Raw genomic sequence first — 12,341 nt, forward strand, 5'->3', positions numbered from 1 at the left:
ATGCCTTTCCCCGGTCAGGCGTCGCGACGGGCCCAGACCACCGCGGCGATCACCCAGAACCCCAGCACCCACCCGGCCAGGGCTCCCACCGATTCCGCCAGGGGATGCGCCGGATCGGGCGCGAACAGGTCGGCCCCGACGGAACCGGGCAGCCAGGTCGCCAGCTTGGTGTAGGGCCGCAGCACGGGGCCCGCCACGACGAGAAGGACGAACGCCGTGGTGAGGGAGGCAACCAGCTGCCTCGCCACCAGGCCGATGGCGTATCCGAGCAGACCCATCGCGGCGAGATGCGCAACCACCCCGGGAAGGGCCCACTCGCCCTCGGGAACCAGCAGACGCACCCCGCCCGCGGCCATCATCGCCGTCACCGTCAGCACCACCGTTGCGGTCAGCGCCTTGACCACCGCCACCGGGAAACGGCGGGGCATGGCTGTACAGGTGGTGGCGACCTGTCTTCCGGAGTACTCCCCCGTCGCCGCCAACACACCGAGCAGGATGCACCCCATGGCCGTCAACGAGGGCACCAGCTGCAGAGTCTGCGCGGAACCGCTGGGCCCCGACATCAAGGCCGCCAACGCCCAGGACCCGGCGACCGTGAGCGCCACAACCAGCCAGATGCCCGGGAGCCCGAGTTTGCGCCACTCCGCCGCGATGACCGCCATCTCAGGCCTCCCTTCTGGCGTGAAGCAGCACGGCCAGGATGATGGCGGCAACACCCCAGGCGGCACCCACCAGCATTCCGACTCCGGGGCTGAGGGGATCCTGGATCGCGGTGTCGGTCAGAAACGTATGGGCCAGCGCAAGGTCCGGTGCGTAGCGGGCCAGTGGGGTCACCTTCGAGAGCAGGAACGAGAAGGACACGGCCGAGGAGTTGATCACCAGCAGCGTCAGGGGCAGGGTTCCGCCGCGGACCAGTTCGGCCAGGGCGGCCGCGATCACTGTCATGGTCACCAGGAAGAACACCGCCCCCGCGGCCCGGGGCCAGGGGTTCCCCCACGTGGCCTCCACGCCACCCAGTGCCCAACGCGCGACCGCCAGGGTGCCCGCGGTGGCCGCCACGGCCAGGACCACGGCGAACCCCAGGAGCACGGTGAGTTTCGCGATCATCCGTCTGGCTCCCCCGGGTGTGGCGACCATGCTGGTGGTGAGTTGCCTGCCCCGCCCGACGGCCTGGGCATTGCGGACGTACTCGCTGGAGACGGAAAGCACCCCGAGCACCACGAAACCGACCTGCGCCACGGTGAGCGCTGTGAATCCGGAGTCGGTCGTGGAGGTGTCGTACAGCGCTCCGAGCTGACCGGTTTCCACCGCGCGCCTGGTCTGGGAGCTCGCCAGCCATGCCAGGAGCATCGGGACCGCCAGGGCCAGCAAACCGGCCAGCCAGATGCCGGGAAGGGTGCACAGTTTCAACACCTCGGCGCGCATCGTCCGCCTCATGCGCGTGCCTCCACGTGCGCGAAGAACGCTTCTTCCAGGCTGGGATGACCCGCCATGACGTCGGCCACTCCACCCCACGCCTTGATCCGGCCGCCGTTGATGATCACGACGTCGTCGACGATCTCCGCCAGTTCACCGATCAGGTGGCTGGACAGCAGCACCGTGCCCCCCGCATCGGCGTGCGCCCTGAGCAGCCGACGGATCCACCTGACCCCCTGCGGGTCGAGGCCGTTGACCGGTTCGTCGAGGACCAACCGCTCCGGTTTCCCCAGCAGGGCGGTCGCCAATCCGAGCCGCTGCCCCATGCCCAGCGAATAGGTGCCCACCCGCCGATTGGCGTCGGCCGCCAACCCAACCTCCTCAAGGACCTGCTGGACCCTTTTCCTCGGGATGCCGTTGCTGGCCGCCACCCACCCGAGGTGGGCGCGCGCGGTGCGGGACGGGTGGGCGGCAGCCCCGTCGAGCATGGAGCCGACGTGCCTCAGCGGGTTCCGGAGCTCCCGGTAGGGCCGGCCATCCAGGGTGGCATGCCCGGTCGTGGCCCGGTCCAGGCCGAGCAGGATTCGCAGGCTCGATGACTTGCCGGCCCCGTTCGGTCCGACGAAGCCCGTCACCCGCCCGGGCCTCGCCTCGAACCCCACTCCCTCCAGGATTTTCCGGCGGCCACGGACCTTGGAAACATCGTCAAATCTGATCATGACCCCGATCATGCTGCGGCGAACGCCCCCTGCCCGTCGGGCCCAGCGCCGATTTCCGGTCCGCGCCTCAGCCCTCGGATTCTCAGCCCGTGGGGTGATGATTCCTCACCCCGCCCACGGCTAGCATCGCCCCATGCACCGTTATTTCTCCGCCCAGGTACTGGCGGTGCTCGTGCTGCTCGTGCTCTTGTGCGGCGTCAGCACCGAGTCGGGTCCGAGCAGCCTGACCCAGTTCGTGATCATGCTGTCGACGGGCCTGCTGGTGTGCTGGATCTGGTGGGCGGCGAAACGATCCGGGCGGCGCCAAGCCGAGCAGCTGCGATCCCAGCAGATCGCTGCTGCCGTGACGACGGAGCGGTTGACGATAGCCCGGGACCTGCACGATCTCGTCTCGCACGGCATCGGTCTGATAACGGTACGCGCCTCGGTGGCCCGCAATGTGGACGCCGAGGATCCCGAAAGCCTGGTGGCGGCGCTCTGCGACATCGAACAGGCGAGCCGGGCCACTACCCTGGAACTGCGCCGGATGCTCCAGGTGCTGCGTTCCGACCAGGACGCGCCCCTGTCCCCCAGCCCGGGCGATCCCAACTGGGATGGTCTCCTGGAATCCGCTGAGCGAGCGGGGCTGCACGTGAAAATGTCCAACGACGGGGTCACGCCGAACAGCGAGGGGGTGGCGCTGGCCATCCACCGCATCCTTCAGGAAGGGCTGGCGAATGCCGCCAGGCACGCCGGACCCACCAGCGTCCACGTCGAACTCGCCCGCCGCGGGGAGGTCCTTCACCTGGCCGTGACGGATTCCGGCCCGGTTCCCGGATGGCGTTCACGTCCCGGGGCGGGCAGTGGCCTGATCGGGCTGCGGGAGCGCGTCGCCGCGCTGGGTGGGAACCTTCGCCACCACCGCTCCCCGGACGGTTTCCGACTCGAGGCCGAGCTGCCGGATCCGGAGCCGGTCCGTGCCTGAGGTCCGTGTCCTGATAGCCGACGACCAGCAGCTGCTGCGCCAGTCGCTGGCGCACCTGTTGGACTCCCAGCCGGGCTTCCGGGTCGTGGCGGAGGCCGCCACCGGCGTGGAGGCCGTCTCACTGACCCGGGAGCTGGTGCCGGATGTCGTGCTGATGGACATCCGCATGCCGCAACTCGACGGGATCGCGGCGACCCGTTCAATCGTCCGCGACCCGCATCTGTCCGAGGTTCGGGTGCTGGTGCTTACCATGTTCGACCTGGACGAGTACGTTTTCGGGGCCCTGCGCGCGGGGGCCTCCGGTTTCCTGTTGAAGGACGCGACCCCGGAGGCCCTGATCAACGCGGTGCGCACCGTCTCGGCCGGGCAGGCCCTCCTGGCGCCCTCGGCCATCACCACCCTGGTGGAGAGCTGCCTCCCGGACGCGACCCCCTCCGGGAGGGTGGCGGATCTGACCCCGCGGCAGACCGAGATCCTCAGACTCGTGGCCCGGGGGCTGTCCAACGACCAGATCGAACGGGAACTGCACATCAGCCACGCCACCTGCAAGACCCACATCTCGGCGCTGCTGAGCCGCCTGCAGGCCCGGGACCGCGCCCAACTGGTGATCGCAGCCTACGAACACGGGCTGGTGCGCCCCGGTACCTGGGGAAACGAGCCGGTTTAGCCGGCACGTGAGCCCCCCCCTCATCTCGCGCGCGAATTGCGGAAGAAATACGGCCTTGCCGAAACTGGTTGAGCCGGGCCGCGACGACTTCCCTGAAGCTGGTTGAGCCAGCACTTGAGCGAAGCGAACGGCTGAGTCGAAACCACCACCGGCACCCGGTGCACAGACCCGACCACAAGACCCCGGACACCCTCACCATGGTTTCGACACGGCCCACTCGCTGACGCTCGCAGGCCGGCTCAACCAACTTCAAGAAGGACAAAGCCGGTTGAGCCGGGTCGCGAGGAACGAGCGACCCGAGTCGAAACCACCACCGGCGCCCGGTGCACAGACCCGACCACAAGACCCCGACCACCCTCACCATGGTTTCGACACGGCCCACTCGCTGACGCTCGCAGGCCGGCTCAACCAACTTAGGGCCTGAGTCGCCGATTCAGTGTTCCAGCAGCGGCGCCAGGAACTCGCCGGTCGCCGATTCCGTCACCTTCGCGACCTCCTCCGGGGTGCCGGTGGCAACCACCTGGCCGCCGCGGGATCCGCCTCCCGGGCCCATGTCGATGATCCAGTCGGCCGACTTGATGACGTCGAGGTTGTGTTCGATCACCACGACCGTGTTTCCCGCGTCGACGAGGCGGTGCAGCACCGCTAGGAGTTTGCGGATGTCCTCGAAGTGCAGGCCCGTGGTGGGTTCGTCGAGCACGTAGAGGGTGCGTCCCGTGGAGCGTTTCTGCAGCTCGGCGGCAAGTTTCACGCGCTGCGCCTCACCCCCGGACAGGGTGGTCGCGGGCTGTCCGAGACGGACGTAGCCGAGCCCCACCTCCTCCAGGGTCTTCAGGTGCCGGGCGATGGCCGGGATGGATTCGAAGAACCGCGTCCCCTCGCTGATGGACATCTGCAGCACGTCGGAGATCGACCTGCCCTTGTAGTGCACCTCGAGGGTTTCACGGTTGTACCGGGCCCCGTGGCAGATCTCGCAGGGAACGTAGACGTCCGGCAGGAAATTCATCTCGATCTTGATGGTGCCGTCGCCCGAGCAGTTCTCGCAGCGCCCACCCTTGACGTTGAAGGAGAACCGTCCGGGCAGGTAGCCGCGAACCTTGGCCTCCGGGGTGGTGGCGAACAGTCCCCGGATCTTGTCGAAGACCCCCGTGTAGGTGGCCGGGTTGGAGCGCGGGGTGCGGCCGATCGGCGACTGGTCCACCTGGATCACCTTGTCCAGGTTTTCCAGGCCCTTCAGTTTCCGGTGCCTGCCAGGCACCGCCTTGGCGCCGTAGATCTGCTTGGCGGCCGCTGTGTAGAGGATCGAGTTGACCAGCGACGACTTCCCGGATCCGGAAACCCCGGTCACCGCGACGAGCCTGCCCAGCGGGAAGGAAACGTCCACGTCCTGCAGGTTGTTCTCCGAGGCGCCGACGACGGTCACGGACTTGCCGTTTCCGGGGCGCCGCACCGCGGGCACGTCGATGACCAGCTTTCCCGACAGGTAGCGGCCCGTCATGGACTCCTCAGTGGTGAGCAGTTCCTCAACGGGCCCGGAGACCACGACCTCACCGCCGTGCTCCCCCGCTCCCGGGCCGATGTCGACCACCCAGTCGGCTGCCCGAACGGTGTCCTCGTCGTGTTCGACGACGATGAGGGTGTTGCCGAGGTCCCGCAGTCGCACGAGGGTTTCGATCAGCCGCCGGTTGTCGCGCTGATGCAGCCCGATGCTCGGCTCGTCCAGGACGTAGAGCACCCCGACCAGCCCGGAGCCGATCTGCGTGGCCAGCCGGATGCGCTGCGCCTCACCGCCCGACAGCGACCCGGCCGACCGCGACAGCGTCAGGTAGTCCAGGCCGACGTCCAGCAGGAAACGCAGCCGCTCCCGGATCTCCTTGACCACGCGCTCCGCGATCCGCGCCTCACGTTCGTTGAGGGAGAGCGCATCCAGGTATTCGAAGGCCTCCCCGATGGACAGGTCCGCAACCTCCGCGATGTTCCTGCCGGCGACGGTGACGCACAGGGTCTCGGGCCTCAGCCGCGTGCCACCGCAGGAATGGCAGTTGATCTCCCGCATGTAACCTCCCCAGCGTTCGCGCGCCGAGTCGGTCTCGGACTCGGCGTAGCGGCGCCGGACGAACGGCAGGATGCCCTCGTATTTCTGCGAGAAGGACCGGGTCCGCCCGAACCGGTTGCGGAAACTCACCACCACGGCCCCGGGAACCCCGTTGAGCAGCACCTTCCGGTGCTTGGCCGCCAGGTTCTGCCAAGGGGTGCGCATGTCGAAACCGGATTCGAGGGACAGGGCCTCCAGGACGTGTTCGAAGTGCCCCTTCAGATGCGGGGTGTTCCAGGGGGCGATTGCCCCGTCGGCCAGGCTCAGGGTCTCGTCGGGGATGATGAGTTCCGGATCGGGTTCCAGCATCGTCCCGAGCCCGGAACACTCGGGGCAGGCCCCCCACGGCCCGTTGAAGGAGAACTGCCTGGGTTCCAGTTCGTCGATGGCGACGTCGTGCTCGTTGGGGCAGCCGAGTTTCTCCGAGAAGCGTTTCTCGCGTTCGGGATCATCCGCGGGGAGATCCACGAACTCCACCCCGACCACCCCGTGGGCCAGCTGGAGGGCGGCCTCCACGGATTCGGTGATCCGCTGCTTGGCGGAGGCCTTCACAACCACCCGGTCCACCACCACGTCCACGTCGTGTTTGCGTTTCTTGTCGAGCACCGGGGGTTCGGTGAGCGGGTGGAGCCTCCCGTCGACCCGCACCCGGGCGTAGCCGTCGGCGACGAGCTGCCGGAAGGTTTCCTGGAACTCGCCCTTGCGTCCGCGCACGATGGGCGCGAGCACTTGGAATCGCGTGCCCTCGGCCAGGCCCATCAGCCGGTCGACGATCTGCTGTGGGCTCTGCCTGCCGATGACGGCGCCACACACCGGGCAGTGCGGGATGCCGATGCGGGCGAACAGGAGACGCAGGTAGTCGTAGACCTCCGTGATGGTGCCGACCGTGGATCGCGGGTTCCGGGAGGTGGACTTCTGGTCGATGGAGACCGCGGGCGAAAGCCCTTCGATGAAGTCACAGTCCGGCTTGTCCATCTGCCCCAGGAACTGGCGGGCGTAGGCGGACAGGGACTCGACGTAGCGTCGCTGCCCCTCGGCGAAGATGGTGTCGAAGGCCAGCGAGGACTTGCCCGACCCGCTCAGTCCCGTGAAAACGATCAGGGAATCCCTGGGCAGGTCCAGGGAGACGTTCTTCAGGTTGTGGACGCGGGCACCTCGCACGAGGATTCCGCGTTGAGCGGGTCGAACATTCACGATCACACATGCTATGCCGCAGCGCCGACAAATCCGCGCTTCGCGAACGAGGGTGGCGAAGACCTCGAGAACCGGCCGGGGTCCGCGCACGAACCCCGGTGAGCGGAGCGGCCGCAGCGGAGACCCCCGTCCGTGAAATTCCTTGCTTTTGGTAGGTTTGTCAGCATGCCGAGCGTCCCTGGGGAGCACTTCGACTCAAGCCTGCATGCTGTGCGGGAGCAGACCCACACACTCCTGGGACGTACCATCGCCTACTCCCCGGAGGACTGGGCCGCTCCAACCCGCCTGCCGGGCTGGACCCGTGGCCACATAGCCGCCCACCTGATCAAAGGCGCCCGCGGCCTGGCGCAGGTGTGCCGGGAACTTCTCGAGGGGGTTTCCCCCGGCGGTTACGACTCGTCACTGGGACGCGACTGCGAACTGCTGGCCATCTCCGACGGCCTCCACCTCCAGATCGAACTCGACACGAGCGCTGGCGAGCTGGATCAGCTCCTCACCCAGCTGCCCGGGAGAGACGGTGAGGTTTCGCTGCGACCCGGTCTGCGAATCTCCATCAATGATCTGCCCCTGGTGCGGCTCCGCGAGTTGATGCTGCACGGCTTCGACCTGGAACCGGAGGCCTCCCGACTCGACGTGGACGACGATGCCGCGGCCCCGGTGCTGGCTTTCGAAGCCGCCCATCTCGCAGATGAGAACGATCCCCTCGAACTGGTCACCCTGGAAGGACGGGTGGTGCGCACCGGGGTTCGGCCACCGCATCGGCGCGCGGCAGGTCCGGCATCCGCACTGCTCCTGTGGCTCGCCCGGGGAATCGAATCCGAAGGTCTTGAGTACGACAAGATTTGACAACTTCCCTGCAAACCGTTTTTGATACCTCGTCAGTGAGGCCCGCGGCCCGCTTGGGGAGAAGCGGCCGCTAATATCAAAGCTCCCCCTAGCGAAGGACAGTGATGACGCAACCGCCGAATCAACCGTACAACCCCAACCAACCCTACAACCAGGGTCAGGGCTACGACCCGAGCCAGGGCCAAGGCTACAACCCCACCCAAGGCCAGAGCTACAACCCGAGCCAAGGTCAGGGCTACAACCCCACCCAAGGCCAGAGCTACAACCCCACCCAAGGTCAGGGCTACAACCCCACCCAAGGCCAGGGCTACAACCCCAATCAGCCCTACGACCCCGCCCAGGCACAGCAGCAGGCGGCTCAGCAGCAGTACGAAGCCCAGCAGCAGTACGAAGCTCAGCAGGGAACACCGAAGAAGCGCTTCGGGGCACGTAAGATCATCAGCTTCGTCATCACCATCGCGGTCCTCGGTTTTGGCGCTTGGTCGTTGTGGCAAAACTTCGCCCAAAACCAGGCTCTCACGACAGGCAAGTGCCTCACCATCAAAGTCACCTCTGACAAAGACAACTCCGTGGAGCCGAAAGAGGTGGACTGCTCCGACAAGTCTCAGTATTCGTGGGAAGTGGCCCAAGTCACCACGGCACAGAGCCTGTGCCCTGCGGACACCGAGTACGCGATCGAGCTCACACGCTCATCCCGGCGGAGCGGTAAGACCACGACCGAGAAGGTGGCCTGTCTGATTCCCAATCTGCATCAGGACGTCTGCTACGCCAAGCAGCAGGGCAACGACGAAGAACCTCTCAAGGTGGCGGACTGCTCCACGGCGGACATCAAGGTCACCAAACGCGCCGAGAACACTTCTGAATCCTGCGGCGAGAACGAGAAGCCCCACACCATCAACACCCCGGCACGGACCTACTGCCTTGCCCCAGCCAAATGATCGCTGAACGATTCGGTTTCTCCATGACAAATCCACGGTCCCTCCCGACCACGATCGCCTGATCCAAAGACGTGCCCCAGGAGCGGATGCCGGGCCAGCCACTGGCTGGTCCGGCATCCGCTTTTCTGCGGCATTTCCGGAACAGCACCCATCATTCACGCCCCGAGTTCTGGACACGACCCGGTGATCCATGGCGCATAATCGGTTCCCATGAGACCGATTGACGAGCTTCGCCGCCAGGTGGCGCCCTTCCGGGTGCGGGCCGACTTCTCCCCTTCGGGGGATCAGCCGGCCGCGATCTCGGAGTTGGAGCGCCGCATCCGTTCCGGTGAGAAGGATGTGGTGCTCCTGGGCGCCACAGGGACGGGCAAGACCGCCACGGTGGCCTGGCTGGCGGAGCGGCTGCAACGCCCCGTCCTGGTGATGCAGCCCAACAAGACCCTCGCGGCGCAGTTCGCGAACGAGCTGCGCCAGTTCTTCCCGGACAACGCCGTCGAGTACTTCGTCTCCTACTACGACTACTACCAGCCCGAGGCCTATGTCCCGCAGACGGACACCTACATCGAGAAGGACTCCTCCCTGAACGAAGAGGTGGAGCGCCTCCGGCACTCCGCGACGAGTTCGCTGCTGACTCGCCGCGACTGCATAGTGGTGGCCACGGTGTCCGCGATCTACGGTCTGGGAACCCCGCAGGAATACCTCGACCAGCGCCTGACCCTGCGGGTCGGTGAGGAGTACGAGCGCTCCACTTTGCTGCGGCATCTCGTCGATATCCAGTACAACCGCAACGATCTCTCCTCGGAGCGGGGTAATTTCCGGGTGCGCGGGGACGTGCTGGAGATCTTCCCCATGTATGAGGAGAACGCGGTTCGCATCGAGTTCTTCGGCGACGAGATCGAACGCATCTCCACCCTGGTCCCGCTGACCGGCGAGGTGCTGCGCGAGGAGGACGAGATCTACGTCTTCCCCGCCACCCACTACTCCGCCGGACCGGAACGGATGGAACGCGCCATCACCGGGATCGAGGCGGAGCTGGCGATCCGGCTGCAGGACCTGGAGGCCCAGAACAAGCTTCTGGAGGCGCAGCGGCTTCGGATGCGCACCAGCTACGACATCGAGATGATGCGCCAGATCGGCACCTGCTCCGGGATCGAGAACTACTCCCGACACATCGACGGCCGTGCCGCGGGATCCGCACCCGCCTGCCTGCTGGACTACTTTCCGGAGGACTTTCTCCTGGTGGTCGACGAGTCCCACGTCACGATCCCGCAGGTCGGGGGCATGTACGAGGGCGACGCATCCCGGAAACGCACCCTCGTGGAGCACGGTTTCCGCCTGCCGAGCGCCCTGGACAATCGGCCCCTGAAGTTCGACGAGTTCTGCCAGCGCATCGGGCAGACCGTCTACCTCTCCGCCACCCCCGGCCCCTACGAGCTGGAACGCAGCGACGGTTTCGTCGAGCAGATCATCCGGCCCACCGGTCTGGTGGATCCGGAGATCGTCCTCAAACCGACCAAGGGCCAGATCGACGACCTCATCGGGGAGATCCGGACCCGGGCCGAACGCAACGAACGGGTGCTGGTGACCACCCTGACCAAGAAGATGGCGGAGGACCTGACCGACTACCTGATGGCCGCCGGCATCCGGACCCGCTATCTGCACTCCGACATCGACACCCTCAAGCGGGTCGAGTTGCTGCGTGAGCTGCGGCTGGGCGACTACGACGTGCTGGTGGGCATCAACCTGCTGCGGGAGGGCCTGGACCTGCCGGAGGTTTCCCTGGTGGCCATCCTCGACGCCGACAAGGAGGGTTTCCTCCGTTCGGAGCGTTCCCTGATCCAAACCATCGGCCGCGCCGCCCGCAACGTCGCCGGGCAGGTGCACATGTACGCCGACACGATCACCCCCTCGATGGCGGCCGCCATCGACGAAACCAACCGGCGGCGCGCCCGCCAGCTCGCCTACAACACCGAGCACGGCATCGATCCGCAGCCGTTGCGGAAGAGGATCGCCGACATCACGGAAATGCTGAACCGGGAGGACGCCGACACCGAGTCCCTCCTGAGCGGCCGCCGGGAACGGGGCCTGAAGGCCGGAGAGCTGCCTGAACGGGAGCTGGCGAAACTGATCGACGACCTCACCGCCCAGATGCACCAGGCGGCCGCCGATCTTCAGTTCGAGCTGGCCGCCCGCCACCGCGACGAGATCGCCGACCTGAAGAAGGAGCTCCGGCAGATGATCGAGGCCAACAAATAACCCCGCCCCTTGACGCAGGCGCTCGCCCAACGGGTCTTCACGCCGCCCGCAACGTACCTTCCCGGGATCGACCGGAAGTTCTGCGTCTCACGTTGAGAGGTTCTGCCACAGCTCATCGACCTGCCGCATGGTTTCCCGGACCGGACCGGAACTGTCGATGACGTGCGTGGCCGCACCCAGCCGTTCCTCGCGGCTGGCCTGGGCGGCCACTCGCTGCTCGGCCTCGGTTTGTGTCAGACCGTCGCGGCGCGTCAACCTGCGCAGCTGCTCCTCGACCGTGGTGTCCACCACCACGACCGCGTCGAACCTGTCCTGCTGCCCGGTCTCCACCAGCAATGGGATGACGTGCACCACGACCGCCCCCACGGGGGCCGCGGCCTCCAACTCGGCGGCCCGTTCCCGCACGAGGGGATGGATGATGGCGTTCAGGTCGGCGCGCGCCTGCGGGTCGGCGAAGATCACGCGGGCCAGCACGCTGCGATCCAGGCTTCCGTCGGCAGCGAGCACCGAGTTCCCGAAACGAGCAACAACCGCCTTCAACCCCTCGGTTCCCAAGGCCACCACGTCCCGGGCCAGAACGTCGGCGTCGATCGTGAAGGCGCCCAGTTGTTCCAGTTTCCGGGCCACCGTCGACTTGCCCGAAGCAATCCCACCCGTCAGTCCGATCCGCACAGGGACACAGACTATTACGGAACCTCGAGAAAGGTCAGTTCGGAGGCGTCCCCCGAGATCAACGGCCTGAGCTTGTCGTTGAACACCGCGTTCTCGGAATCGGCCAGGTGGGCCTTGAAGGCGTCCTCATCCCGGTAGCACTCGATGACCACGAACTGGTTCGGGTTGTCGCGTTCCGTGTGCACCTCGAAACGCACCGTTCCGGGTGAGGCGTTCACGTGCTCCGAGTAGGCCCCGATCAGGCCGGCAACCAATTCTCGCGCCCCGTCACGACACTCGGACCGGGCGATCAGACTCACCGCCACGCCAACTCCCTCCACGTTGAAGTTCCAGGTCGGTGTTTCGTCAAGGCTAGCCCCACGGCGTGACCGCTTCTCTGTATGCTGGCCCTGTAGCGGGAGAACCGACCCAGTCGGTGCCGAAGGAGCAACCGCCCCGGAAACTCTCAGGCTCCAGGACCGCGACGACTTCCACACTCTGGAGAGAGGCCCCGCCGGGGTCCGCCGAAGGATGAAACGATCTCAGGCAACAGCGACAGAGGGGGCTCCGGGTGGGCCACACCACCCAGCAACGT

Annotated in this window: 11 protein-coding genes and 1 riboswitch; of the genes, 5 read left to right on the plus strand and 6 right to left on the minus strand. The window is 66.7% G+C overall.

The features are described 5' to 3' along the window. Nucleotides 1-14 precede the first annotated feature (14 nt). The 3 genes from EL272_RS09020 to EL272_RS09030 are packed head-to-tail and all read right to left on the minus strand — an operon-like array spanning nucleotide 15 to nucleotide 2,135. Nucleotides 15-662, minus strand: coding sequence for an ABC transporter permease (locus EL272_RS09020; RefSeq protein WP_061786834.1), 648 nt, complete (start codon nucleotides 660-662; stop codon nucleotides 15-17). 1 nt (nucleotide 663) lies between these two features. Then, a complete protein-coding gene (locus tag EL272_RS09025) occupies nucleotides 664-1,437 on the minus strand; it encodes a hypothetical protein (protein WP_126409400.1) in 774 nt (257 codons plus the stop codon). After that, nucleotides 1,434-2,135, minus strand: a complete 702-nt coding sequence (locus EL272_RS09030; protein WP_041696501.1) for an ATP-binding cassette domain-containing protein — start codon at nucleotides 2,133-2,135, stop codon at nucleotides 1,434-1,436. The genes EL272_RS09025 and EL272_RS09030 overlap by 4 nt, the downstream gene beginning before the upstream one ends. 133 nt (nucleotides 2,136-2,268) lie before the next feature. Between EL272_RS09030 and EL272_RS09035 the strand changes: the two genes are divergently transcribed. Both EL272_RS09035 and EL272_RS09040 read left to right on the plus strand, forming a co-directional pair. After that, entirely contained in the window at nucleotides 2,269-3,099 is an 831-nt protein-coding gene (locus EL272_RS09035) for a sensor histidine kinase (RefSeq protein WP_014846895.1), read from the plus strand. Continuing rightward, a complete protein-coding gene (locus tag EL272_RS09040) occupies nucleotides 3,092-3,766 on the plus strand; it encodes a response regulator (protein ID WP_061786832.1) in 675 nt (224 codons plus the stop codon). The genes EL272_RS09035 and EL272_RS09040 overlap by 8 nt, the downstream gene beginning before the upstream one ends. Before the next feature lie 433 nt (nucleotides 3,767-4,199). Here EL272_RS09040 and uvrA read toward each other — a convergent pair whose 3' ends face one another. After that, nucleotides 4,200-7,055 carry an excinuclease ABC subunit UvrA gene (uvrA, locus tag EL272_RS09045; RefSeq protein WP_244926060.1) on the minus strand — a complete coding sequence of 952 codons (2,856 nt, stop codon included), beginning with the start codon at nucleotides 7,053-7,055 and terminating at the stop codon, nucleotides 4,200-4,202. 165 nt (nucleotides 7,056-7,220) lie between these two features. On the opposite strand from uvrA, the gene EL272_RS09050 reads away from it, so the two are divergent. The 3 genes from EL272_RS09050 to uvrB all read left to right on the plus strand — a co-directional run bounded on the left by EL272_RS09050 (nucleotide 7,221) and on the right by uvrB (nucleotide 11,095). Next, nucleotides 7,221-7,901, plus strand: a complete 681-nt coding sequence (locus EL272_RS09050; RefSeq protein ID WP_082793749.1) for a maleylpyruvate isomerase family mycothiol-dependent enzyme — start codon at nucleotides 7,221-7,223, stop codon at nucleotides 7,899-7,901. Nucleotides 7,902-8,005: 104 nt separating this feature from the next. Beyond that, nucleotides 8,006-8,839, plus strand: a complete 834-nt coding sequence (locus EL272_RS09055) for a DUF3824 domain-containing protein (protein WP_061786829.1) — start codon at nucleotides 8,006-8,008, stop codon at nucleotides 8,837-8,839. 210 nt (nucleotides 8,840-9,049) lie between these two features. Beyond that, complete coding sequence (uvrB, locus tag EL272_RS09060) at nucleotides 9,050-11,095, plus strand: excinuclease ABC subunit UvrB (RefSeq protein ID WP_014846901.1); 2,046 nt, start codon at nucleotides 9,050-9,052, stop codon at nucleotides 11,093-11,095. Nucleotides 11,096-11,182: 87 nt separating this feature from the next. Here the strand turns inward: uvrB and coaE are convergent, their stop codons facing one another. Together coaE and EL272_RS09070 are read right to left on the minus strand one after the other, a co-directional pair. Then, entirely contained in the window at nucleotides 11,183-11,767 is a 585-nt protein-coding gene (gene coaE, locus EL272_RS09065; RefSeq protein ID WP_014846902.1) for a dephospho-CoA kinase, read from the minus strand. Nucleotides 11,768-11,781: 14 nt separating this feature from the next. Continuing rightward, nucleotides 11,782-12,072 carry a putative quinol monooxygenase gene (locus EL272_RS09070; protein ID WP_061786828.1) on the minus strand — a complete coding sequence of 97 codons (291 nt, stop codon included), beginning with the start codon at nucleotides 12,070-12,072 and terminating at the stop codon, nucleotides 11,782-11,784. Between the two features lie 80 nt (nucleotides 12,073-12,152). Further along, nucleotides 12,153-12,238, plus strand: a riboswitch (glycine riboswitch). Nucleotides 12,239-12,341 lie beyond the last annotated feature (103 nt).

Source organism: Arachnia propionica, assembly GCF_900637725.1.
Classification (GTDB): Bacteria; Actinomycetota; Actinomycetes; order Propionibacteriales; family Propionibacteriaceae; genus Arachnia; species Arachnia propionica.